Genomic DNA, 19511 nt, shown 5'->3' on the forward strand with positions numbered 1-19511 from the left:
GCCGGCGCTTGCGTATAGTTCGCTACATGAGTTCTACTACATGGCAGATTCGCGCGCGCAGCGTTGCGCGCGCGGGTCGATCGGCAAAATTCTAGCAGACGGGGTCGCATGAACCATTGCGCTGTCATGACCGCGGCGGGCACGCCGGGCACCAAAGCCGGCGCCCGAGCGCGCATCCAACGCCACGCACCAGCTTTCCACGTGCTTCCCGCATACGCCGCGCGACTGGCGCGGCGCGTCATTCCCGCACTGCTGCTGGCCGCGCTGCCATGGTCCCTGCCCGTGGCGGCGCAAGGCGTGGTGGCCGCGCCCATGCCCGGCGCGCAGACCGCCCCGGCCGGCGCCACCGCGCAGGGCACGACCGAATACCGGTTGTCCAACGGATTGCGGCTGATCGTCAAGGAAGACCATCGCGCGCCCACGGTGGCGCACCAGGTCTGGTACCGCGTGGGGGGCATCGACGAGGTCAGCGGCACCACCGGCGTGGCCCACATGCTGGAGCACATGATGTTCAAGGGCACGCCCAAGGTGGGCGTGGGCGAATTCTCCAAGCAGGTGGCGGCGCTGGGCGGACGCGAGAACGCCATGACCAACCGCGACTTCACCATGTACTACCAGCAGATCGGCAAGCAGTACCTGCCGAAGATGATGGAGCTGGAAGCCGACCGCATGGCCAACCTCGTCATCACCAAGGACGAGTTCGAGCGCGAGATGAAGGTGGTGATGGAAGAACGCCGCCTGCGCACCGACGACTCCGCGCGCGGCACCGTCTATGAGCAGCTGCTGGCGACGGTCTACACCGCCGCCGCCTACCGCCACCCGGTGATCGGCTGGATGGACGACCTGGTCAACATGCGCGTCGAAGACGTCAAGGACTGGTATCGGCACTGGTACGTGCCCAACAACGCCACGGTGATCGTCACCGGCGACGTCAAGGCCGACGAAGTGCGCGCGCTGGCCGAGCGCTACTACGGCAAGCTCAAGCCGCGCGCGCTGCCGGTGCGCAAGGACCAGGAAGAGCCGGCGCAGAAGGGCATCAAGCGCATCTGGGTCAAGGCGCCCGCCGAGAACCAGTACATGGTGATGGCCTACAAGGTGCCGCGCCTGCGCGATGTCGAGAAAGACGTCGACCCCTATGCGCTCGAGGTGCTGGCGGCCGTGCTCAACGGCTACGACAACGCGCGCCTGACCCGCGAACTGGTGCGCGAGCAGCGCCTGGCCGACGACGTCAATGTCGGCTACGACAGCATCAACCGCGGCGAGTCGCTGTTCGTGCTCGACGGCACCCCGGCCGCTGGCCACAACACCGAAGAGATCGAGCGCGCGCTGCGCGCCGAGATCCAGCGCATCGCGCGCGAAGGCGTGTCGCCGGAGGAGCTCAAGCGCGTCAAGGCGCAGGTGGTGGCCGGCCAGATCTACAAGCGCGATTCGGTGTTCGGGCAAGGCATGGAGATCGGCGTCTCGGAAATCTCGGAGCTCTCCTGGCGCCAGATCGACCGCATGCTCGACAAGATCAAGGCCGTCACGCCGGCGCAGGTGCAGGCCGTCGCGGCGAAGTATTTCAACGACGACAACCTGACCGTGGCCACGCTGGTGCCGCAGCCGATCGATCCGAACAAGCCCAAGTCCCAGGCCCCGTCGGGCCTGCGCCACTGAGAACAAGGCGATGACCGAGTCCGTCACTTCCGCGCCGCGCGCGCTGCGCAAACTGGCCGGCGCCGCATTGGGTGCCGCCGTGCTGCTGGCCGCGCAACTGGCGCAGGCCGCAATCCCGATCGAACACTGGACCGCCTCCACCGGCGCCCGGGTGTACTTCGTGCACAGCCCGTCGATCCCGATGCTCGACATCAATATCGACTTCGACGCCGGCAGCCGCTATGACCCGCCCGGCAAGGCCGGGCTGGCCACGCTGACCGCGGCCCTGCTGGACAAGGGCGCCGCCGCGCAGGACGGCCAGCCGGCGCGCGACGAAGCAAAGATTGCCGATGGCTTTGCCGATACCGGTGCCGCCTTTGGCGGCGCGGCCGGCGGCGACCGCGGCGGCATCGGGCTGCGCACCCTGACCGCGCAGCCGGAGCTGGACCAGTCGGTCGCGCTGGCGGCGCAGCTGATCAAGGCGCCGACCTACCCGGATGCCGTGGTCGGCCGCGAGAAGCAGCGCCTGATCACCGCCATCCGCGAAGCCGACACCAAGCCCGGCGTGATCGCCGACAAGGCGCTGGCCCGCGCGATGTATCCCGACCATCCCTACGGCATTGCCGCGACGCCTGACAGCGTGGCGTCGATCACGCGCGACGATATCGTCAGGTTCTGGCGCGACAACTACGGCGCGCAGCGCGCGGTGGTGACGCTGATCGGCGCGGTCGACCGCAAGCAGGCCGAGGCCATCGCCGAGCAGCTGACGCGCGGGCTGCCGCCCGGCAGCGCCGCGCCGGCGCTGCCGCAGGTGCGGCTGAAGATCGCGCCCAGCGAACAGCGCCTGCCGCACCCGGCGCAGCAGTCCAGCGTGGCGCTGGGCCAGCCCGCCATCGCGCGCGGCGACCCGGATTATTTCGCGCTGCTGGTGGGCAACTACGTGCTGGGCGGCGGCGGCTTCAGCTCGCGCCTGACCGACGAAGTGCGCGAGAAGCGCGGCCTGACCTACGGCGTGGACAGCTACTTCGCACCGTCCAAGCAGCCGGGGCCGTTCGGCATCAGCCTGCAGACCAAGAAGGCGCAGACCGACGAGGCGCTGGCGCTGGTGCGCGAGGTGCTGGCGCGCTTCGTCGCCGAAGGCCCGAGCGAAAAGGAGCTGCGCGCGGCCAAGGACAACCTGATCAACGGCTTCCCGCTGCGCATCGACAACAACCGCAAGCTGCTGACCAACGTCGCCAATATCGGCTGGTACGGGTTGCCGCTCGATTACCTCGATACCTGGACCGCGCAGATCGGCAAGGTCACGCGCGAACAGGTCCGGGCGGCGTTCCAGCGCCATGTGCACCCGGACAACATGGCCACGGTGATCGTCGGCGGCCCGGTGGGCGCCACGCCCACGGCTTCGCGGCAGTGACGGCGGCATCGCCTGCGGCGGTCCGCGCCGCAGGCTCTACAATCACGGCATGAATTCGCGTTCCCGATTGCCTTCGCCCGCTCCGCGCGGGCGATCTCCCGTCTCTGCGGTGCCGCGCCAGGCACCCGCGCAGGTCCGCATCATTGGCGGACGCTGGAAGCGCACGCTGCTGCCGGTGCCCGACGCCCAGGGGCTGCGCCCCACGCCCGACCGCGTGCGCGAGACCCTGTTCAACTGGCTGGGCCAGGACCTGTCCGGGCTGGAATGCCTGGACCTGTTCGCCGGCTCCGGCGCGCTCGGCTTCGAGGCCGCCTCGCGCGGCGCGGCCGCGGTGACGCTGGTCGAATCCAACGCGCGCGTGGCCAGGCAATTGCGCGACAACCTCGACCGGCTCGATGCGCAACAGGTGCGCGTGCTGCAGGGCGATGCCTTTGCCATTGCCGCGCAGCTGCCGGAGGCCAGCTTCGACGTGGTGTTCCTGGACCCGCCGTTCGCCGAGGACTGGATCGGCCCGTCGCTGGCGCATGCGGCGCGGCTGTCGCGGCCGGGCGGGGCGGTCTATGTCGAGACCGACCACCCGCTGACCGGTGCCGACGCGCCGGTGCCGGCCTCGCTCGAGATCGTGCGGCACGCGCGCGCCGGCGCGGTGCATTTCCACCTGCTGCAGCACCGCGTGCCGGGCAACGGCGCGGCCTGATCCGTGCCGATGCACCCGTGCGCGGCGCCACGACTGGTGTCGCGCTTCCAAAACGGGGAAGGGCCCCTTCCTGATTGCGGAAGCGATTCTTAGCTGCACCGCCGCAAAACGGTGCACCGGGCGACTTCCAAGCGGGGCATTTGGGGTTACACTACGCCGCTGTCACAACGCTCGCGACGCAGCACCCACGCCGGCCCGGCCGGCGCAAGAGGCGGCCGATCCACGGCCGGCAGCGGGCAGATCAAGGAGGAAGTATGGTCAGCGCGGTCTATCCCGGCACCTTCGATCCAATGACCCGGGGACACGAGGATCTGGTCCGCCGTGCGTCGAACATCTTCGACGAACTGGTGGTCGGCGTGGCGCACAGCCCCAACAAGCGCCCGTTCTTTTCGCTCGAAGAGCGCATCAGCATTGCCCGCGAAGTGCTCGGGCACTACCCCAACGTGCGGGTCGAGGGCTTTTCCGGACTGCTCAAGGACTTCGTGCGCAAGAACAATGCGCGCGTGATCGTGCGCGGCCTGCGCGCGGTGTCGGACTTCGAGTACGAGTTCCAGATGGCAGGCATGAACCGCTACCTGCTGCCCGACGTCGAGACCATGTTCCTGACCCCCTCGGACCAGTACCAGTTCATCTCCGGCACCTTCGTGCGCGAGATCGCGGTGCTTGGCGGCGATGTCAGCAAGTTCGTGTTCCCGTCCGTGGAACGCTGGCTGCAAGAGAAAATCGCCAAACCGGAATAAAATACGGCTTCAGACACGTCAGACCGCGGCCAGTCGGGCGCGGGCGTGTCCGCAGGAAGGAAACACCATGGCGCTGATGATCACTGACGACTGCATCAACTGCGACGTTTGTGAACCCGAGTGCCCGAACGAAGCCATTTCGATGGGGCCCGAGATCTACGAAATCGACCCCAACAAGTGCACCGAGTGCGTTGGGCACTTCGACGAGCCGCAATGCCAGCAGGTCTGCCCGGTCGCCTGCATCCCCAAGGATCCGAACCGCGCCGAGACCCACGAGGTGCTGCTGCAGCGCTACCGGCTGCTGACGGCGGCCCGGCACGCGGCCTGACCCCAGGACCCGCGCGCTTTTTCCGCTTCCGCCGCGCGAAAAAAAGCCCCCGGCACCGCAAGGTGACGGGGGCTTAACCTTTCCCCTGTTACTACGGTTACTGCCTACTGCACTGCGCGGTCAGGCACCGATCGGCTTGCCGTCGGCACGGCGCACCACGATGGTCGACGAGCGCGGCGGCCTGGCCGCGTCCGGCCACTTGCCGGTCGGGTGCTGGATGTTGATGAAGCAGGTGGTCAGGTCCGGCGTGTAGGCGATGCCGGTGATCTCGCAACCGGTCGGGCCGGCCAGGAAGCGCTTCGACTGGCCCGTCGGCGACAGGTAGTACATGCTGTTGTTGCCGAAGGTGCCGGTGTAGGTGGCGCTGGTGCTCGAGTCGGTCTGCACCCACAGGCGGCCCTTGGGGTCGACGCGCAGGCCGTCCGGGCTGGAGAAGGTGTCGCCGTTGATATTGCCCTTCAGGTTGTCGGTGGCCAGCGACGGATCGCCGGCCTGCAGCAGGATGCTCCAGGTGAAGGTCGTCGCCAGCGGCGAGTTGCCGGCCTCGTTCCACTTGACGATATGCCCGTGCAGGTTGTTCTTGCGCGGATTGGCGGCATCGGTCTGCTGGCGTCCGCTGTTGTTGGTCAGCGTGCAGTAGAGGGTGTTGTCCGGCGCCGCGGTGATCCACTCGGGGCGGTCCATCAGCGTGCCGCCCGCCACGCGCGCGGCGGACTTGGTGTTGATCAGCACGTCGGCCTGGCTGGCGAAGTCGACCGTGGTCGGCGCCGGCGATACCGCCGACTGGGTCCAGTTGCCCGGGTCCGAGGCGCCGACGGTCAGGCCGTTCTTGCCCTGCGTCAGTTCGATCCACTGGCCGCTGCCGTCGGCGTTGAACTTCGCCACGTACAGCGTGCCGCTGTCGAGCAGGTTGGCGTTGGCGGCGCGGTTGTTCGGATCGAACGCCCTGCCGGGCACGAACTTGTAGATGCAGCCCGGGGTGCCGTCGTCGCCCATGTAGAAGGCGACGTTGTTGCTGGCATCGGTGATGAAGGCGACGTTCTCATGGTCGAAGCGGCCCATCGCGGTGCGCTTGGCGGGCGCGCCCAGCGTGCCGTACGGATCGATTTCCACCACCCAGCCGTAGCCGTTCTCGGCCTGGGTCGGGTCGATGTAGTTGTCGGTGCTTTCTTCGCAGGTCAGGTAGGTGCCCCACGGGGTATGGCCGCTCGAGCAGTTGTTGAGCATGCCGACCACGGTCGCGCCGATGACCGGCGCGGCCGGGCCGCCGACGCGGTACAGCGTGTTGCCGGTGTAGCGCTTGTTGTAGATCGAGTCGCGCTTGACCTGCCACTTGCCGCTGGCCGCCAGTTCCACTTCGATCACCGAAATGCCGACCGCCGACAGCGCGATGCGCTTCTGCTCGGGGCTCGCGGTGGCGGCATTGTAGGCGGTCGGGAACAGGATGTTGTAGTCCGGCAGCTCGTGGTTGATCGCCAGCAGGCCGCCTTTCTGCGGGTCGACGCCGGGCAGCGTGAAGTAGTGCATGCCGTCGTGGTTGCCGCCGGCCTGGCGCTCGGTCTCGGCCGACGACTGGAACGCGCCGACATAGCCGGTGGCGCCGGCTTCGACCGCATCGCCGGCGGAGAACAGCACGTCGACGCTGTAGCCGCTGGGCACCACCACGGTATCGGCGGTGGACTTGGCGATCGGCTCGAAGGTGACTTCGTAGCTCGGCGTGGCCGGTGCCGGGGCGGGCGCGGGGGCCGGTGCCGGGGCCGGTGCGGGCGCCGGAGCCGGAGCGGGATCGTCATCGCCGCCGCAGGCGGCCAGCAGGCCGCTGCCGAACGCCGACACCAGCGACAGGCCCAGGCCGCCGCGCAGCACCCGGCGGCGGGCCGGGTTGGCAGCGACGATGTCCTCGAGCATCTGGCCGGGCACGTCAACGTCAGGCTTGGCGGCGCGGCTTGCGGCGCGCGCTTCGTCGGTCAGGTACGACATGGGCTTTCCTCCTGTGGGATGTCATGCGCATCGGCAACCATGCGATACCGACGCGATTGGAAACCCCGCAATGTAGGTGTAGCCCATGGCACTTTGATGACACCATGTCTGACACTGCAGACCGGTGCGGCCAAACGACGACGGGCCGCGAATGCGGCCCGTTTTCATGCTGTTGTCGCAGGACTATGCCTGGCTGGCGGCGCGGCGCTTAGCGCGCGGTATGCAGCTGCGCCATGGCGCGCTCGGCATCGCCGCGGGCCAGCAGGCCGAGCGGCTCGATGCAGCGGTCGAGCGCGGCATCGATGGCTTCCTGCTCCTCGCGCCGCGGCGGCTTGAGCACGAAGTTGACCACGTCCTCGCGGCCCGCGCCGGCGCCGCCGGGGGCATTGCGCGGATGGCCCACGCCCAGGCGCAGGCGCCAGTAGTCCTGCGTGCCCAGGTGGGCCGAGATGTCCTTCAGGCCGTTGTGGCCGCCCGCGCCGCCGCCGCGCTTGAGCTTGGCAGCGCCCGCCGGCAGGTCCATCTCGTCGTGCGCGACCACGATCTCGTCGGGCAGGACCTTGTAGAAGCGCGCCAGCGACACCACGGCCAGGCCGGAGCGGTTCATGAAGGTCGACGGCTTGAGCAGCCAGATGTCCTGGTCCCACAGCCGCGCGCGCGCGGCCAGGCCGTGGAAGCGGCCCTCCACGCGCAGCGTGGCGCCGCCCATCCGGGCCAGCTGGTCCACCAGCCAGAAGCCGGCGTTGTGTCGGGTGGCCTCGTACTCCGCACCGGGATTGCCGAGGCCGACGATAAGCTTGATCATGCGTGTGACTGTGTCGTTGGCGCGCGGACTGCGCCACAGGCGCCAAGGATACCGAAAAACCGGCGGTGCGCCGCCGGGCGAAAAAAAACCGCCGCAAGAGCGGCGGTTTCTTCGTGGCGCGGCCCGCGGGCCGCCACCGCGGCAGCTTAGGCAGCCGGGGTTTCGCCAGCGGCTTCGCCGCCTTCGGCAGCTTCCGACACGGCGCCAGCCGGTTGCGAGACGCTGGCGATGGCCGGGTTGTCGTCACCGTGGGTGATCACGGTCACGCCCTTCGGCAGCTTCAGGTCCGACAGGTGCAGGGTCTGGCCCAGTTCCATCGTGCCGACGTCCACTTCGATGAACTCGGGCAGGTCGGCCGGCAGGCACGACACTTCCAGGTCATTGACGATGTGGTTGACCAGGCCGTGGCCCAGCTTCACGCCAGGAGCGGTTTCCTGGTTCATGAAGTGCAGGGGCACCTTGACGTGGATCTTGTCGTTGGCCGACACGCGCTGGAAATCGACGTGCAGCACCAGCGGCTTGAACGGGTGCATCTGGAAGGCGCGCAGCAGGGCCTTTTCCGACGTACCGCCAACTTCCAGGTCCAGGATCGACGAGTGGAACGCTTCCTTCTTCAGGGCGTGCCACAGGGCGTTGTGATCCAGTTCGATCATCTTCGGCTCGGCGGCGCCGCCGTAGATGATGCCGGGGGTCTTGCCCGAATTGCGCAGGCGGCGGCTCGCACCCGTTCCCTGTACGCTACGCTCGAAAGCGACAACTTTCATGATGACTCCAAAAGTAAGAAGGCTGTCCGCGACCAGACAGCCTCGTTGCGGCGCAAATCAGCAAGACATGCGCCGATCAGGTCACGTTGAGCGCCAAAACAGGGCGATCAACGCAGTAAAGCCCTAAATTCTATCAGGAACCCGCGAACAGCGACATGATCGAGTCGCCCTTGACGATGCGGGTAAAGGTCTCGGCCAGCAGCGGGGCGGTCGAGAGCTGGCGGATCTTGGTGCACCTGGCAGCTTCTTCCGACAGCGGGATGGTGTCGCACACCACCACTTCATCCAGCGCCGAGTCCGCGATGCGGGCGGCCGCGCCGCCCGACAGCACGGGGTGCGTGCAGTAGGCGAAGACCTTCAGCGCGCCGCGCTCCTTCAGCACCTGGGCGGCCTTGCACAGCGTGCCGCCGGTGTCGATCATGTCGTCCATGATGACGCAGTTGCGGCCATCGACTTCACCGATGATGTTCATCACCTCGGCCACGTTGGCCTTGGGACGGCGCTTGTCGATGATCGCGAGGTCGCAGTTCAGTTCCTTGGCCAGCGCGCGGGCACGGACCACGCCGCCGACGTCGGGCGAGACCACCAGCAGGTCGCCGTAGTTCTTCTCGCGCAGGTCGCCCAGCAGCACCGGCGAAGCGTAGATGTTGTCGACGGGGATATCGAAGAAGCCCTGGATCTGGTCGGCGTGCAGGTCCATCGTCAGCACGCGCTCGACGCCGGCGACTTCCAGCATGTTGGCCACCACCTTGGCCGAGATCGCGACGCGCGCCGAACGCGGGCGGCGGTCCTGGCGGGCATAGCCGAAGTAGGGCATGGCCGCGGTGATGCTGCGTGCCGACGCGCGCTTGAGCGCATCGACCATCACCATCAGTTCCATCAGGTTGTCGTTGGTCGGCGCGCAGGTGGACTGCAGCACGATGACGTGCTTGCCGCGAACGTTTTCCTGGATTTCGACCTGGACTTCACCGTCGGAGAAACGGCCAACCTGGGCCTTGCCCAGCGGAATGCCGAGGTGCTGTACGACAGCCTCCGCGAGTTTGGGGTTGGCGTTGCCGGTAAATACCATCAAGCCTTCGCTGCTCATTCGGGGCACCTGTCTTGCTGCTGGGGGAGCTTGGTGTCACCGGCGAAGCCGGTGACTTGGAAGATATCGTGTTCCGTGAGGACACTATAGGAAGTAATGGCAGGGGAAGAAGGATTCGAACCTTCGAATGCCGGAATCAAAATCCGGTGCCTTGACCAACTTGGCGACTCCCCTACACAACCGGGCCGTTCTTCGTGGTACCAGACTGTCATGTGACAGTGACATACCGCGCCGAACGAAAACTTGCTATGCGAATGTCGCGAGCGGGTGCTGTGCCAGACTTCTCACACACCTGCCATCCCATTCGGGTGGCAACCTTTCCAAAACCTGCTGCGCTGTCGTTGCGTCGGGAAAACGCGCAAACACGCAGGCTCCGGAACCGGTCATCCGGGCATGCTGGTTGTGTTGCTTCAGCCATGCCAGGGCTCGGGCGACCTCGCCGAACTTCGCTGTTGCTATCGGTTCCAAGTCGTTGCGACCGAAATCGAATTTGTTTGTGCGAGCAGCGAAGACCGCAATTATGGAGAGGGGCGTATCCCTTGTCAAGCACTCGTCCGAAAAAATTTCAGCGGTGGGGACATGCTGTTTCGGGTGGATGATCACGAACCAGCTGTCGGGCAGCTCGACCGGGGTCAGGTCCTCGCCGATGCCCTGGGCAAAGGCGTTTTGCCCGAGCACGAACACCGGCACGTCGGCGCCCAGCGCCAGCCCGATCCGCATCAGCTCGGCGCGCGTCAGCCCCAGCCCCCACAGGTGGTTCAGCGCCAGCAGCGTGGTGGCGGCGTCGGAAGAGCCGCCGCCGATGCCGCCGCCCATCGGCAGCACCTTGTCGATGGCGATCTCGGCCCCGAAGGAGGTGCCGGTGGCGGCCTGCAGCGCGCGCGCGGCCCGCACCACCAGGTCGGTTCCCGCCGGCACGCCGGGCACCTCGGTGACGCGCGCGACCACGCCGTCGTCGCGGCGGCGGAAATGCAGCGTATCGCACCAGTCGACCAGTTGGAACACGGTCTGCAGCATGTGGTAGCCGTCGGCGCGGCGGCCGGTCACGTGCAGGAACAGGTTGAGCTTGGCCGGCGCGGGGCAGTCGCGCAGTTCGGGCGGGGGCAGGGGGTGGCTGCGGGGCATGTCGAGGGCTTTATGGCGTCTGGGGATCGATGACGAGCCGCACCGACAGCGGATTGCTGGCAGCGTCGCGCGCCAGGTCGATGCGGCGCGGCACCTGCGCGGCGGGCGCGTCCTGCCAGGCGACGTAGCGCACGGTCCAGCCGTTCTGCGCCAGCGTTGCCAGCCGGCCCTGCTCGTCGCGCGTGGCGCGCGCCGGGGCGCCGCGGGTGGGGCGCCCGTGCAGCCAGTCGCGCATGCCGGCCACCGGCAGCGCGAAGCCCAGGGCTTCCTCCATCAGGGTATCGACCTCGGGCGCGTTGCGCGGCGGCTGGTTGGGCAGGTCGAGCGTGGCGCCCGACGGCGTGGCGGTGACCACGGCCAGGGTCTGGCCGAGCGGCGAGACCAGGTCGAGCCGCACGTTGCGGCCCTGCTCCTCCCAGCGGAAGCTGCCCTGCACGCCCTCGTCGCGCCCGTAGCGCACGTAGTTGGCGGAAAAGCGGCCGGTGTACTGCTGGCTGGCGGCATCCTGGTCGACATCAAAGCTGCGCGACGGCGCCACGCTGGCGCATGCCTGCAACAGCAGCGGCGCGCCAAGGCAAAGCAGCGCCAGGCGTCGGGATCGGTTCATGGGCATGGTCGTGAGAACGGCGGCGCGAGGGCCGCCGGCTGACGGAAATCCTGCGCCGCGGGCCCGGGCTTGCCGGCCGCGGCGCGCGGGCTTATCTGGATGGCTGCACGTTGAACTTGTAGCGGCGCAGCGTATCGACCAGGGTCTCGTTCTCGGGGTCGATGCGCATGGCTTCGGTCCAGGTCTTGCGGGCTTCGTCGTGCTCGCCGAGCTGCCACAGCACCTCGCCTAGGTGCGCGCCGATTTCAGCCTCGGGGGCCTTGGCATAGGCGTTGCGCAGCAGGTCGGCCGCGGGGCGCAGGTCGCCCATGCGGAATTTGACCCAGGCCAGGCTGTCCATGATGTACGGATCGTCTGGCCCAAGTTCCGAGGCACGCTGCAGCAGCTGGAGCGCCTCGGGCAGGCGCTCGTTGCGGTCCGCCAGCGAGTAGCCGAGGGCGTTGTAGCCCTGCTTCTGCTGCGGCTGCAGCGCAATCACGCGGCGCAGGCCGGTTTCCATGCTGGCGTAGCGCTTCTGGCGCTCGTCGAGCATGGCCAGCTCATAGATCCAGTCGGCGTTGTCGGGCTCCGCCGCGACGCGGTCGTTCAGCACCTTGCGGGCGCGGTCGTAGGCCTTGTTTTCCATCAGCGTGGCGACTTCGGCCTGGCGGATGGCGGTCACGCGCTGCGAGCGCTGGCCGGGATCGGAGATGTCCTCGGCGTCGCTCAGCATCTCGCCGAACAAGGCCTGGGCGTCGTCGAGCTTGCCCATGCGCGCCAGCAACTGGGCGCGCTTGGCGGTGGCCGCCGGCGCCAGGCGGATGTCTTCGATGCGGTCGAGCCAGCGGATCGCGCCGGCGTAGTCCTTGCGTTCCTCGGCGATCTGCGCCAGGTACTGGTAGGCGATATCGGGATTCGCGCTGGGCTGTTTTTCGACCAGCTGCAGGTATTCCTGCAGGTACTGCTCGGCCTCGCCGTAGTTCTTGGCCTGCAGGCTGGTCAGGCCCAGCGCCAGCGGCACGCGCGGGTCGGCCGGCGCCACCTTGCGCAGCGTCTCGAATTCCTGGCGCGCCGCCGGCATGTCGTTTTTCAGCAGGTACAGCCGCGCCAGCGTGATATGGCCGTTGACCGATTCGGGCGACTTCTCGAGAAAGCGCTTGAGCACCGCCACGGCTTCGTCAGGCTGTTTCTCGGCGCGCAGTTCGGCTGACATCAGCGCAGCCGCTTCATAACTGGGCCGCAGCCGCAGGGCCTGGTCGAGCGCCGCCAGCGCGCCCGGCTCGTCGCCGGCGACTTCGCGTGCGCGCGCCAGTGCCAGTTGCGTTTCCGGCAGCCTGGCTTCGTTGCGGGTCAGGTCCTGCAGCAGCGTCGCCGCGCCGGCCGGATCGCTGGTGCGCGACAGCTGCTGCTGCAGTTGCAGGATGGCTTCGCCGCGCTGGCTGGCCGGCACCGCGGTCAGCTGCTGCTGCAGCAGCGGACGGGCGTCGTCCCAGCGGCCGTTGAGCACCAGCAGGGTCGACAGCACCTGGCCGGCCGCGGGCGAGGTCGGGGTGATCTCCTTCCACAGGCGCGCGGCGTCAAGCGCCTGCTGCGGGATGCGCGCGTTGAAGGCGATTTCGGTGGCGCGCTGGGCGAAGCGCGGGTCGCGGGTCTGGCGCGCCAGTTCCAGGTAAGTGCGGTAGGCCGGGCCAACCAGCCCGCGCTGGATGGAAATCTCGGCGGCCAGCACCATATAGACGATATCGTCGGTCAGCTCCAGCGACGGCAGTGCCGGCCGCGCCGGCTTGGCCGCCGGGGTGTCCGCCGCGGCCAGTTGCAGCATGGGCAGCGAACCCGCCCCGACGGGGGGCGCGGCGTGGGCGGCGCCTGCCGCCGTTGCCAGCAGTGCGCCGGCGGCCAGCGCGCGCACATGGCGCTGCGGGGCCTGCCACCAGCGGGCCAGGCGGCCGGCACGGCGCGCCGTGCGCATGCCGGTTCCCGGCAATGTGGTCTGGCCGCCGCCCGCGGTGGCTTGCAACGTGGAGTCCGGCATCTGGTCCGGCATCAGGTCCGACATGTATTGAGTGCTCCGGCGCGCGCTGGCGAGGAATAGGAGATTGCGCATTGATAAGGGCATTGTAGCCTGCCGCTACAATGCGCTGCTTGGCGCCGCAGGCCGGCGCCAGCAGGCGCTGCAGCAGTTTTGAGCGGTAACCAACGGAGAGGTTCGATGCCTGAATTGCCCGAGGTCGAGGTGACCCGGCGCGGCTTGCTGCCGCATGTGGTGGGGCGGCGCATCGCCGCGGTCACGGTGCGCCACCGCGGCCTGCGCTGGCCGGTCGACCCGGAACTCGAGGCTCGCCTGGCCCGGCGCCTGGTGCGCCGCATCGAGCGCCGCGGCAAGTACCTGCTGCTCGAATGCGTCAGCGCCGACGCCACGCAGCCCGCCGGCTGGCTGCTGGTGCACCTGGGCATGACCGGCACGCTGCGGGTGCTGCCCGAGGCGCCGCCCCCGGGTGTGCACGACCACTTCGACCTGGTGCTGGACGCCGACCCGGACACCGCCCCGGACGCCGCGCCCGGCCAGCATCCGCGCACCATCGTGCTGCGCTTCCGCGATCCGCGCCGCTTCGGCGCCATCCTCTGGACCACGCTGCCGGAGGCGGAACTGCCGTCGCATCCGCTGCTGAGCACGCTCGGCATCGAGCCGTTCGATCCCGCCTTCGACGGCGCCTGGCTGCACCGCCACACGCGCGGGCGCAGTGCCGCAATCAAGACTGTTCTGCTGGCGGGCGCGATCGTGGTGGGTGTGGGCAACATCTATGCGTCCGAAAGCCTGTTCCGCGCCGGTATCCGTCCGACCACCCCGGCCGGGCGCCTGAGCCGCGCGCGCTGCGACCGGCTGGCGCAAGCCGTGCGAGAAACCCTGGCGCAGGCGATCGAACGCGGCGGCAGCACCTTGCGCGATTTTGTCGGCAGCGACGGCGCCAGCGGGTACTTCCAGCTGGATTGCTTCGTCTACGACCGGGCCGGCCAGCCGTGCCGGGTTTGCGCCACGCCGGTGCGCCAGATCGTGCAGGGCCAGCGTTCCACCTTTTACTGCCCCAACTGCCAGCACTGATTTGCGGGCCGAGTGCTTCAGGGCACGCCGTGCGGCACAGCGTCGATGGGTCGGCGCAACACTCGCAGGGACGCCGCCGTCGAAGGGACGCGAATTCCACAAAACCGCCGTGGAAACCTGTATCGTGTGCGCAGTCATAAAAAGTTACAAAATGGCCGGCCGCGAGCCATGCAGGCAGGGGGTGCGGACCGGCATTGCGCGAACACGGGCATGCCGCACAGGAGGCGGGGCCCCGAGGTAAAACCAGCCCAACAGGTCCATGACAACGCTCGCCCACCAATTCGAACAATACGGCGCCTGGAGAACCGGGGTCCTCCAGTCACTGGCCGAATTCCAGTCCTGGCTGCAGCAGCACGACCTGTACGACGCCCAGGCCGACGAGCGCGTGCAGCGCATCCAGAGCGTGCTGCGCAGCGACCGCCTCAAGGTCGCCTTCATCGCCGAGTTCTCGCGCGGCAAGAGCGAACTGATCAACAGCATCTTCTTTGCCGACTACGGGCGCCGCATCCTGCCGTCGTCGGCGGGGCGCACCACCATGTGCCCGACCGAGCTGCGCTACGACGAGGCCGAGCCGCCCGGCATCCGCCTGCTGCCGATCGAGACGCGCCTGCAGGATGCCTCGACCGCGGATTTCCTCGAGGCTGGCAGCTCGGCGTCGCACTGGCATTCGGTGCCGCTCGACCCGTCTTCGCCGGAGGGCATGCTGGAAGCGTTCCAGCACGTGGTGCAGACCATGCGCGTGCCGCCCGAACACGCCGAGGCGCTGGGGCTGTACCACGAAAACGATCCCGATGCCGCCTACGCGGTCGACGCCGAGGGCATGGTCGAGATCTCGCGCTGGCGCCATGCCGTCATCAATTTCCCGCATCCGCTGCTGCGCCAGGGCCTGGTGATCCTCGACACGCCGGGGCTGAACGCGATCGGCACCGAACCCGAACTGACGCTGCGGCTGATCCCGGACGCGCACGTGGTCGTGTTCGTGCTGGCCGCTGACGCGGGCGTGACCAAGAGCGACCTGGAGCTGTGGCGCAGCCATGTCGGCGCGGGGCACCGGCGTGGCTGCCTGGCGGTGCTCAACAAGATCGACGGGCTGTGGGATCCGCTGCGCCAGCCCGGCGAGATCGCGCAGGAAATCGCGCGCCAGGTGTCGACCACCGCGCAGGTGCTGGGCATCGAGCAGTCGCGCGTGTATCCGGTATCGGCGCAGAAGGGGCTGGTGGCCAAGGTCACGCACGACGATGCGCTGCTGGCACGCAGCGGCCTGCCGGAATTCGAGCACGTGCTGTCGGACCAGCTGATCCCGCGCCGGCGCGAGATCGTCTCGGACCAGGTGTACCGGCTGGTGCAGGACATGGCGCGCGCCGCGCAGCAACTGCTGCAGAGCCGCCGCCGCGATATCGTCGAGCAGCTGTTCGAGCTGCGCGGCCTGCGCGGCAAGAACCATGCGATGGTCAAGCACATGCTGATGCGGGTGCAGGGCGAGAAGGACGAGTTCGAGCAGAGCATCAGCAAGTTCCAGGCGCTGCGGCTGGTCTTTGGCCGGCACAGCGCCGACATCATCAAGAGCCTGCAGTTGCGCGACGTGCGCCGCACCATGCGCAGCGCACGCGAGCAGATGAAGGAACGCTTCTTCTCGCGCGGCCTGCGCGAAGACATGGACGCATTGTTTGCGCAGCTGAGCGGGCTGGTGAGCGATGCCGACAACAAGATCGGCCAGCTGCACCAGCTGATCGAAAGCATGTACCGGCGCTTCAATGCCGAGCACGGCTTCACGCTGCCGGCGCCGATGCAGTTCACCGCCGAGCGCTACCTGGCCGAGCTGCAGCAGACGCTGCGGCTGGTGCAGGCGCATTTCGGCACGGTCAGCATGCTGACGCGGTCGCGGCCGCAGCTGGTGCAAAGCGCGTTCAACACCATGGCCAGCCGCGTGCTGGAGAATTTCCGCGACCTGAACCGCGATATCGAGGTCTGGCTCAAGTCGGTGATGACGCCGCTGGAAGCGCAGGTGCGCGAACACCAGAAGCAGCTGCGCCGGCGTGTCGATTCGATCGAGCGCATCCATGAAGCCACCGACACGCTGGAAAGCCGCATCGCCCAGCTGGAGGAAGTGCTGAACGGGCTGGACGAGCGCAGCGGGCGCATCGAGGGCTACGCGCAGCGGCTGCTGCGGCCGACGGCCGCCGCCGACAGCCCGAGCCTTGCGGTGGCCTAGCAAGTTCCTGAAGCCGGTATATCATGTGGCGCCGCTCTGCCGGTTTGCTCCCCTCTCCCGCAAGCGGGAGAGGGAGCACCGAACTGGTAACGAAAAAAGCCCGGCGGCTTACCGTTCTCCCAGCTTTACCCGATGCCCCGCAAGCCCGTTCCCCGCACTGTTCCCGCCATTCCCGACGACATCCACGTTGCCCCCGACTTCGGCGCGCGCGTCGTCACGTGGCAGCGCCAGCATGGCCGGCACGACCTGCCATGGCAGAACACGCGCCACGCCTACCGCATCTGGTTGTCGGAGATCATGCTGCAGCAGACCCAGGTCAGCGCCGTGATCGAGTACTTCCAGCGCTTTGTCGCCGCCTTGCCGACGGTGCAGGCGCTGGCCGCGGCGCCGGCCGACCAGGTGATGGCGCTGTGGGCCGGGCTGGGCTACTACTCGCGCGCGCGCAACCTGCACCGCTGCGCCATGCAGGTGGTCAGCGAGCACGGCGGCCGCTTCCCCACCGACCCCGCGGTGCTGGTCACGTTGCCGGGGATCGGCCGCTCCACCGCGGCGGCGATCGCCGCATTCAGCGCGGGCGTGCGTTCGCCGATCCTGGACGGCAACGTCAAGCGCGTGTTCGCGCGCTGCTTCGGCATCCACGGCCATCCGGGCGAGCGCGCGGTGGAGTCGCGCATGTGGCAGCTGGCCGAGCTGGCCTTGCCGGCGCCCGGCCCGCGCCAGGCCGAGGACATGATTGCCTATACGCAGGGCCTGATGGACCTGGGCGCGACCGTGTGCTCGCGCGGCAAGCCGGCCTGCCTGGCCGATGCCGCCGCGTGCCCGCTGTCCGCCGACTGCGTGGCGCGCCGCGATGGCCTGACCGCCGTGCTGCCCGCGCCCAAGCCGCGCGCAGCGATTCCCGAGCGCAGCACGGTGATGCTGCTGGTGCGGCGCGAGCGTGAAGTGCTGCTGCGCCTGCGTCCGGACAGCGGCATCTGGGGCGGCCTGTGGAGCCTGCCGGAGATGCCGGTCGACACCGTGCCCTTCGACGCCGAAGCCGCCGAGGCGAGCGCGCTCGACTACGCGCGCGCGTTCGGCACGCCCGCGCGCGCCGTGCTGGCCGGCGAGCTGACCCATGTGTTCACGCACTTCCGCCTGCTGATCCGCGCCATCCGGGTCGACCTGAATGCGGAGGCGAACGTGCTGCGGCAGGACAGCGCGGTGCCCGCCGGGCAGCGCTGGCTTTCGCTCGACGACCTCGATGCGCTGGGCACGCCCGCGCCGGTGCGGCGGCTGCTGGAAGACCAGGCGCGGGTGGGCTTGTTCTGAGGCTGGGGCAGGGCGGAACGCCGCCTACAGCATGTGGTTCTGGCGCATGTAGCGGTGCACGATCTCGATGCGCATGCCTGCATCGGGCAAGGCCATCAGCATCTGCTTGGCTTTCAGCGGCACCGGCAGCAATTCGCACAGCCGGTTCGCGACCCAGCTCGGGTCATCCCACAGGTAGGGTTCGTCGAAGGGCAGGCGGTCGGGCTGCTCGGCGTGCAGCCGCGTGACGATGCGGCGCAGCGCGTCCAGGCATTCGCCCAGCAGTTCCAGCTTGCAGTCGATGATGTCGGGGGGAAGCACCTCGGCGCGCGCCACCAGCAGGCCGTCGTCGCGGGTCTCGTGGCTGATGATATGGAAGCGCTCGCGGCCGCGCGTGCGGATCAGCAGCACACCCAGTTGCTCCATGTTGCAGTCGACGATCTCGGCCAGGCAGCCGACCAGCTCGGGCACGGTGGCCTGGTCGGGCCGGGCCACTTCTTCGCCGCTGGCGATCAGGCACACGCCGAACGGCGCGCTGTCGCGCAGGCAGTTGCGCACCATGTCGACATAGCGCGCCTCGAACACGCGCAACGGCAGCCGTCCACCGGGAAACAGCACCGTGTGCAAGGGGAACAGCGGCAGGTTGTCGAGCGTCCTTGGCGGGTCTGCGGAACCGGTGGGACGGTAGAGGTCGGTCGAGGACATGCGTGCAGGCTTGGGGTCGCGCAGCATTGGGCCGCCAGGCAGACGCTGCGCTCAGAGGCCCCGTAAAGCCAGGAGTGCCACCCCGCAAGCGTCAGCCCGCCGGTGCGAGCTCTCGGTGTCTGACCAGCACATTACCATGTGCCCGGAAATAGTTGGCGAGCCTTTCCGCAATATAGACCGAGCGATGCTGGCCACCGGTGCAGCCGATCGCCACGGTCAGGTAGCTGCGGTTGTCGGCAATGAAGCTTGGCAGCCACTTTTCGACGTAGGCGCGGATATCCTCGGCCATCGCCAGCACCATCGGCTGGGCCTGCAGGAAGTCGATCACCGGCGTGTCGCGGCCGGTCAGCGGCCGCAGCGCCAGGTCGTAGTAAGGGTTGGGCAGCGAGCGCACGTCGAACACCATGTCGGCATCGCTGGGCACGCCGTGCTTGAAGCCGAACGACTCGAACAGCAGCGTCAGGCGCTGGCTGTCGTCGCGGATCAGCTCCTTGATCCAGCTGCGCAGCGTATTGGTGCGCACATTGCTGGTGTCGATCCGATGCGCGGCCTCGGCCAGCGGGCTCAGCAGCGCGCGCTCCATCTCGATCGCTTCCATCAGCGCCGTGTCGTTGAAGGCGCCGCCGCCGCCGACCACGCCGTCGGTGCGTGCCGACAGCGGATGGCGGCGGCGCGTCTCGGAGTAGCGCTGCACCAGCGCGTCGGTGCTGGCGGTCAGGAAAATGACCTCGACCTGGTGGTCGGCGGCCAGCGCGCGCACGGTGTCGGGCAGCTGGTCGAGCGACTCGCGGCTGCGGATGTCGGTAGCGACGCCCAGGTGCGTGTAGCCCTGGCTGTCGAGATAGCGGGTCAGTTCAGGGATGAACTGCGCCGGCAGGTTGTCCACGCAGTAGTAGCCTGCATCTTCGAGGACGTTCAGTGCGACGGACTTGCCGGAACCGGATATGCCGGTGATGAGGATGATGCGCATAGCAACTGAAGCATAGCATCGAGTGCCGGCTGCGTCATGACAGCGCTATGACACCAGCAAAAATGGCGAACCTCAC

General features: G+C 68.3%; 17 protein-coding genes and 1 tRNA gene. 8 read left to right on the top strand and 10 right to left on the bottom strand.

Features of this window, described 5'->3' with window-relative positions; all coding sequences use genetic code 11:
• Positions 1-108: 108 nt before the first annotated feature.
• From CBM2594_RS02885 to CBM2594_RS02905, 5 genes are all read left to right on the top strand, one after another.
• On the top strand, positions 109-1656 hold the full coding sequence (locus CBM2594_RS02885) for a M16 family metallopeptidase (protein ID WP_116355520.1): 1548 nt from the start codon (positions 109-111) through the stop codon (positions 1654-1656).
• A gap of 10 nt (positions 1657-1666) precedes the next feature.
• Complete coding sequence (locus CBM2594_RS02890) at positions 1667-3049, top strand: M16 family metallopeptidase (protein ID WP_116355521.1); 1383 nt, start codon at positions 1667-1669, stop codon at positions 3047-3049.
• A gap of 49 nt (positions 3050-3098) precedes the next feature.
• On the top strand, positions 3099-3746 hold the full coding sequence (gene rsmD / locus CBM2594_RS02895) for a 16S rRNA (guanine(966)-N(2))-methyltransferase RsmD (protein WP_174080045.1): 648 nt from the start codon (positions 3099-3101) through the stop codon (positions 3744-3746).
• A gap of 254 nt (positions 3747-4000) precedes the next feature.
• Positions 4001-4486, top strand: coding sequence for a pantetheine-phosphate adenylyltransferase (gene coaD, locus CBM2594_RS02900; RefSeq protein WP_012351649.1), 486 nt, complete (start codon positions 4001-4003; stop codon positions 4484-4486).
• 67 nt (positions 4487-4553) lie between these two features.
• On the top strand, positions 4554-4814 hold the full coding sequence (locus CBM2594_RS02905; protein ID WP_115663110.1) for a YfhL family 4Fe-4S dicluster ferredoxin: 261 nt from the start codon (positions 4554-4556) through the stop codon (positions 4812-4814).
• Positions 4815-4934: 120 nt separating this feature from the next.
• Here CBM2594_RS02905 and CBM2594_RS02910 read toward each other — a convergent pair whose 3' ends face one another.
• The 8 genes from CBM2594_RS02910 to CBM2594_RS02945 form a co-directional block, all read right to left on the bottom strand.
• The gene (locus CBM2594_RS02910; protein WP_116355523.1) at positions 4935-6794 is read right to left on the bottom strand and encodes a PhoX family protein; all 1860 of its coding nucleotides are present in this window, start codon (positions 6792-6794) and stop codon (positions 4935-4937) included.
• 208 nt (positions 6795-7002) lie between these two features.
• Positions 7003-7599: an aminoacyl-tRNA hydrolase gene (gene pth, locus CBM2594_RS02915; protein WP_116355524.1), complete on the bottom strand. Its 597-nt coding sequence runs from the start codon at positions 7597-7599 to the stop codon at positions 7003-7005.
• 146 nt (positions 7600-7745) lie between these two features.
• Positions 7746-8363 (bottom strand): 50S ribosomal protein L25/general stress protein Ctc, encoded by a 618-nt coding sequence (locus tag CBM2594_RS02920; RefSeq protein WP_116355525.1) that lies wholly within the window; start codon positions 8361-8363, stop codon positions 7746-7748.
• A gap of 133 nt (positions 8364-8496) precedes the next feature.
• Positions 8497-9450: a ribose-phosphate pyrophosphokinase gene (locus CBM2594_RS02925; RefSeq protein WP_116355526.1), complete on the bottom strand. Its 954-nt coding sequence runs from the start codon at positions 9448-9450 to the stop codon at positions 8497-8499.
• Positions 9451-9547: 97 nt separating this feature from the next.
• Positions 9548-9624, bottom strand: a tRNA-Gln gene (locus CBM2594_RS02930).
• A 72-nt stretch (positions 9625-9696) separates the two neighbouring features.
• Positions 9697-10575 carry a 4-(cytidine 5'-diphospho)-2-C-methyl-D-erythritol kinase gene (gene ispE, locus CBM2594_RS02935; protein ID WP_116355527.1) on the bottom strand — a complete coding sequence of 293 codons (879 nt, stop codon included), beginning with the start codon at positions 10573-10575 and terminating at the stop codon, positions 9697-9699.
• 10 nt (positions 10576-10585) lie between these two features.
• Complete coding sequence (gene lolB / locus CBM2594_RS02940) at positions 10586-11182, bottom strand: lipoprotein insertase outer membrane protein LolB (RefSeq protein ID WP_116355528.1); 597 nt, start codon at positions 11180-11182, stop codon at positions 10586-10588.
• Positions 11183-11273: 91 nt separating this feature from the next.
• Complete coding sequence (locus tag CBM2594_RS02945) at positions 11274-13217, bottom strand: tetratricopeptide repeat protein (RefSeq protein ID WP_116355529.1); 1944 nt, start codon at positions 13215-13217, stop codon at positions 11274-11276.
• Between the two features lie 153 nt (positions 13218-13370).
• Between CBM2594_RS02945 and mutM the strand changes: the two genes are divergently transcribed.
• The 3 genes from mutM (at position 13371) to mutY (ending at position 17781) form a co-directional block, all read left to right on the top strand.
• Complete coding sequence (gene mutM, locus CBM2594_RS02950) at positions 13371-14261, top strand: bifunctional DNA-formamidopyrimidine glycosylase/DNA-(apurinic or apyrimidinic site) lyase (RefSeq protein WP_116355530.1); 891 nt, start codon at positions 13371-13373, stop codon at positions 14259-14261.
• A gap of 259 nt (positions 14262-14520) precedes the next feature.
• Entirely contained in the window at positions 14521-16473 is a 1953-nt protein-coding gene (locus tag CBM2594_RS02955; RefSeq protein ID WP_116355531.1) for a dynamin family protein, read from the top strand.
• Between the two features lie 132 nt (positions 16474-16605).
• A complete protein-coding gene (mutY, locus tag CBM2594_RS02960) occupies positions 16606-17781 on the top strand; it encodes an A/G-specific adenine glycosylase (RefSeq protein WP_116355532.1) in 1176 nt (391 codons plus the stop codon).
• A gap of 24 nt (positions 17782-17805) precedes the next feature.
• On the opposite strand, the gene CBM2594_RS02965 is transcribed toward mutY, so the two are convergent.
• Entirely contained in the window at positions 17806-18465 is a 660-nt protein-coding gene (locus CBM2594_RS02965; RefSeq protein ID WP_116357665.1) for an LON peptidase substrate-binding domain-containing protein, read from the bottom strand.
• A 91-nt stretch (positions 18466-18556) separates the two neighbouring features.
• Positions 18557-19435, bottom strand: coding sequence for an RNase adapter RapZ (rapZ, locus tag CBM2594_RS02970; protein ID WP_116355533.1), 879 nt, complete (start codon positions 19433-19435; stop codon positions 18557-18559).
• Positions 19436-19511: the final 76 nt, after the last annotated feature.

The organism is Cupriavidus taiwanensis (assembly GCF_900249755.1).
Taxonomy (GTDB): Bacteria; Pseudomonadota; Gammaproteobacteria; order Burkholderiales; family Burkholderiaceae; genus Cupriavidus; species Cupriavidus taiwanensis_D.

What these genes read in the sequence shown, in the direction of transcription:
- coaD (WP_012351649.1), top strand. Translation starts at nt 4,001, where the DNA reads ATGGTCAGCGCGGTCTATCCCGGCACCTTCGATCCAATGACCCGGGGA.
- mutM (WP_116355530.1), top strand. Translation starts at nt 13,371, where the DNA reads ATGCCTGAATTGCCCGAGGTCGAGGTGACCCGGCGCGGCTTGCTGCCG.
- mutY (WP_116355532.1), top strand. Translation starts at nt 16,606, where the DNA reads ATGCCCCGCAAGCCCGTTCCCCGCACTGTTCCCGCCATTCCCGACGAC.
- CBM2594_RS02890 (WP_116355521.1), top strand. Translation starts at nt 1,667, where the DNA reads ATGACCGAGTCCGTCACTTCCGCGCCGCGCGCGCTGCGCAAACTGGCC.
- CBM2594_RS02965 (WP_116357665.1), bottom strand. Translation starts at nt 18,465, where the DNA reads ATGTCCTCGACCGACCTCTACCGTCCCACCGGTTCCGCAGACCCGCCA.
- CBM2594_RS02885 (WP_116355520.1), top strand. Translation starts at nt 109, where the DNA reads ATGAACCATTGCGCTGTCATGACCGCGGCGGGCACGCCGGGCACCAAA.
- CBM2594_RS02945 (WP_116355529.1), bottom strand. Translation starts at nt 13,217, where the DNA reads ATGTCGGACCTGATGCCGGACCAGATGCCGGACTCCACGTTGCAAGCC.
- rsmD (WP_174080045.1), top strand. Translation starts at nt 3,099, where the DNA reads ATGAATTCGCGTTCCCGATTGCCTTCGCCCGCTCCGCGCGGGCGATCT.
- CBM2594_RS02955 (WP_116355531.1), top strand. Translation starts at nt 14,521, where the DNA reads ATGACAACGCTCGCCCACCAATTCGAACAATACGGCGCCTGGAGAACC.
- CBM2594_RS02905 (WP_115663110.1), top strand. Translation starts at nt 4,554, where the DNA reads ATGGCGCTGATGATCACTGACGACTGCATCAACTGCGACGTTTGTGAA.
- CBM2594_RS02920 (WP_116355525.1), bottom strand. Translation starts at nt 8,363, where the DNA reads ATGAAAGTTGTCGCTTTCGAGCGTAGCGTACAGGGAACGGGTGCGAGC.
- CBM2594_RS02925 (WP_116355526.1), bottom strand. Translation starts at nt 9,450, where the DNA reads ATGAGCAGCGAAGGCTTGATGGTATTTACCGGCAACGCCAACCCCAAA.
- CBM2594_RS02910 (WP_116355523.1), bottom strand. Translation starts at nt 6,794, where the DNA reads ATGTCGTACCTGACCGACGAAGCGCGCGCCGCAAGCCGCGCCGCCAAG.
- pth (WP_116355524.1), bottom strand. Translation starts at nt 7,599, where the DNA reads ATGATCAAGCTTATCGTCGGCCTCGGCAATCCCGGTGCGGAGTACGAG.
- rapZ (WP_116355533.1), bottom strand. Translation starts at nt 19,435, where the DNA reads ATGCGCATCATCCTCATCACCGGCATATCCGGTTCCGGCAAGTCCGTC.
- ispE (WP_116355527.1), bottom strand. Translation starts at nt 10,575, where the DNA reads ATGCCCCGCAGCCACCCCCTGCCCCCGCCCGAACTGCGCGACTGCCCC.
- lolB (WP_116355528.1), bottom strand. Translation starts at nt 11,182, where the DNA reads ATGAACCGATCCCGACGCCTGGCGCTGCTTTGCCTTGGCGCGCCGCTG.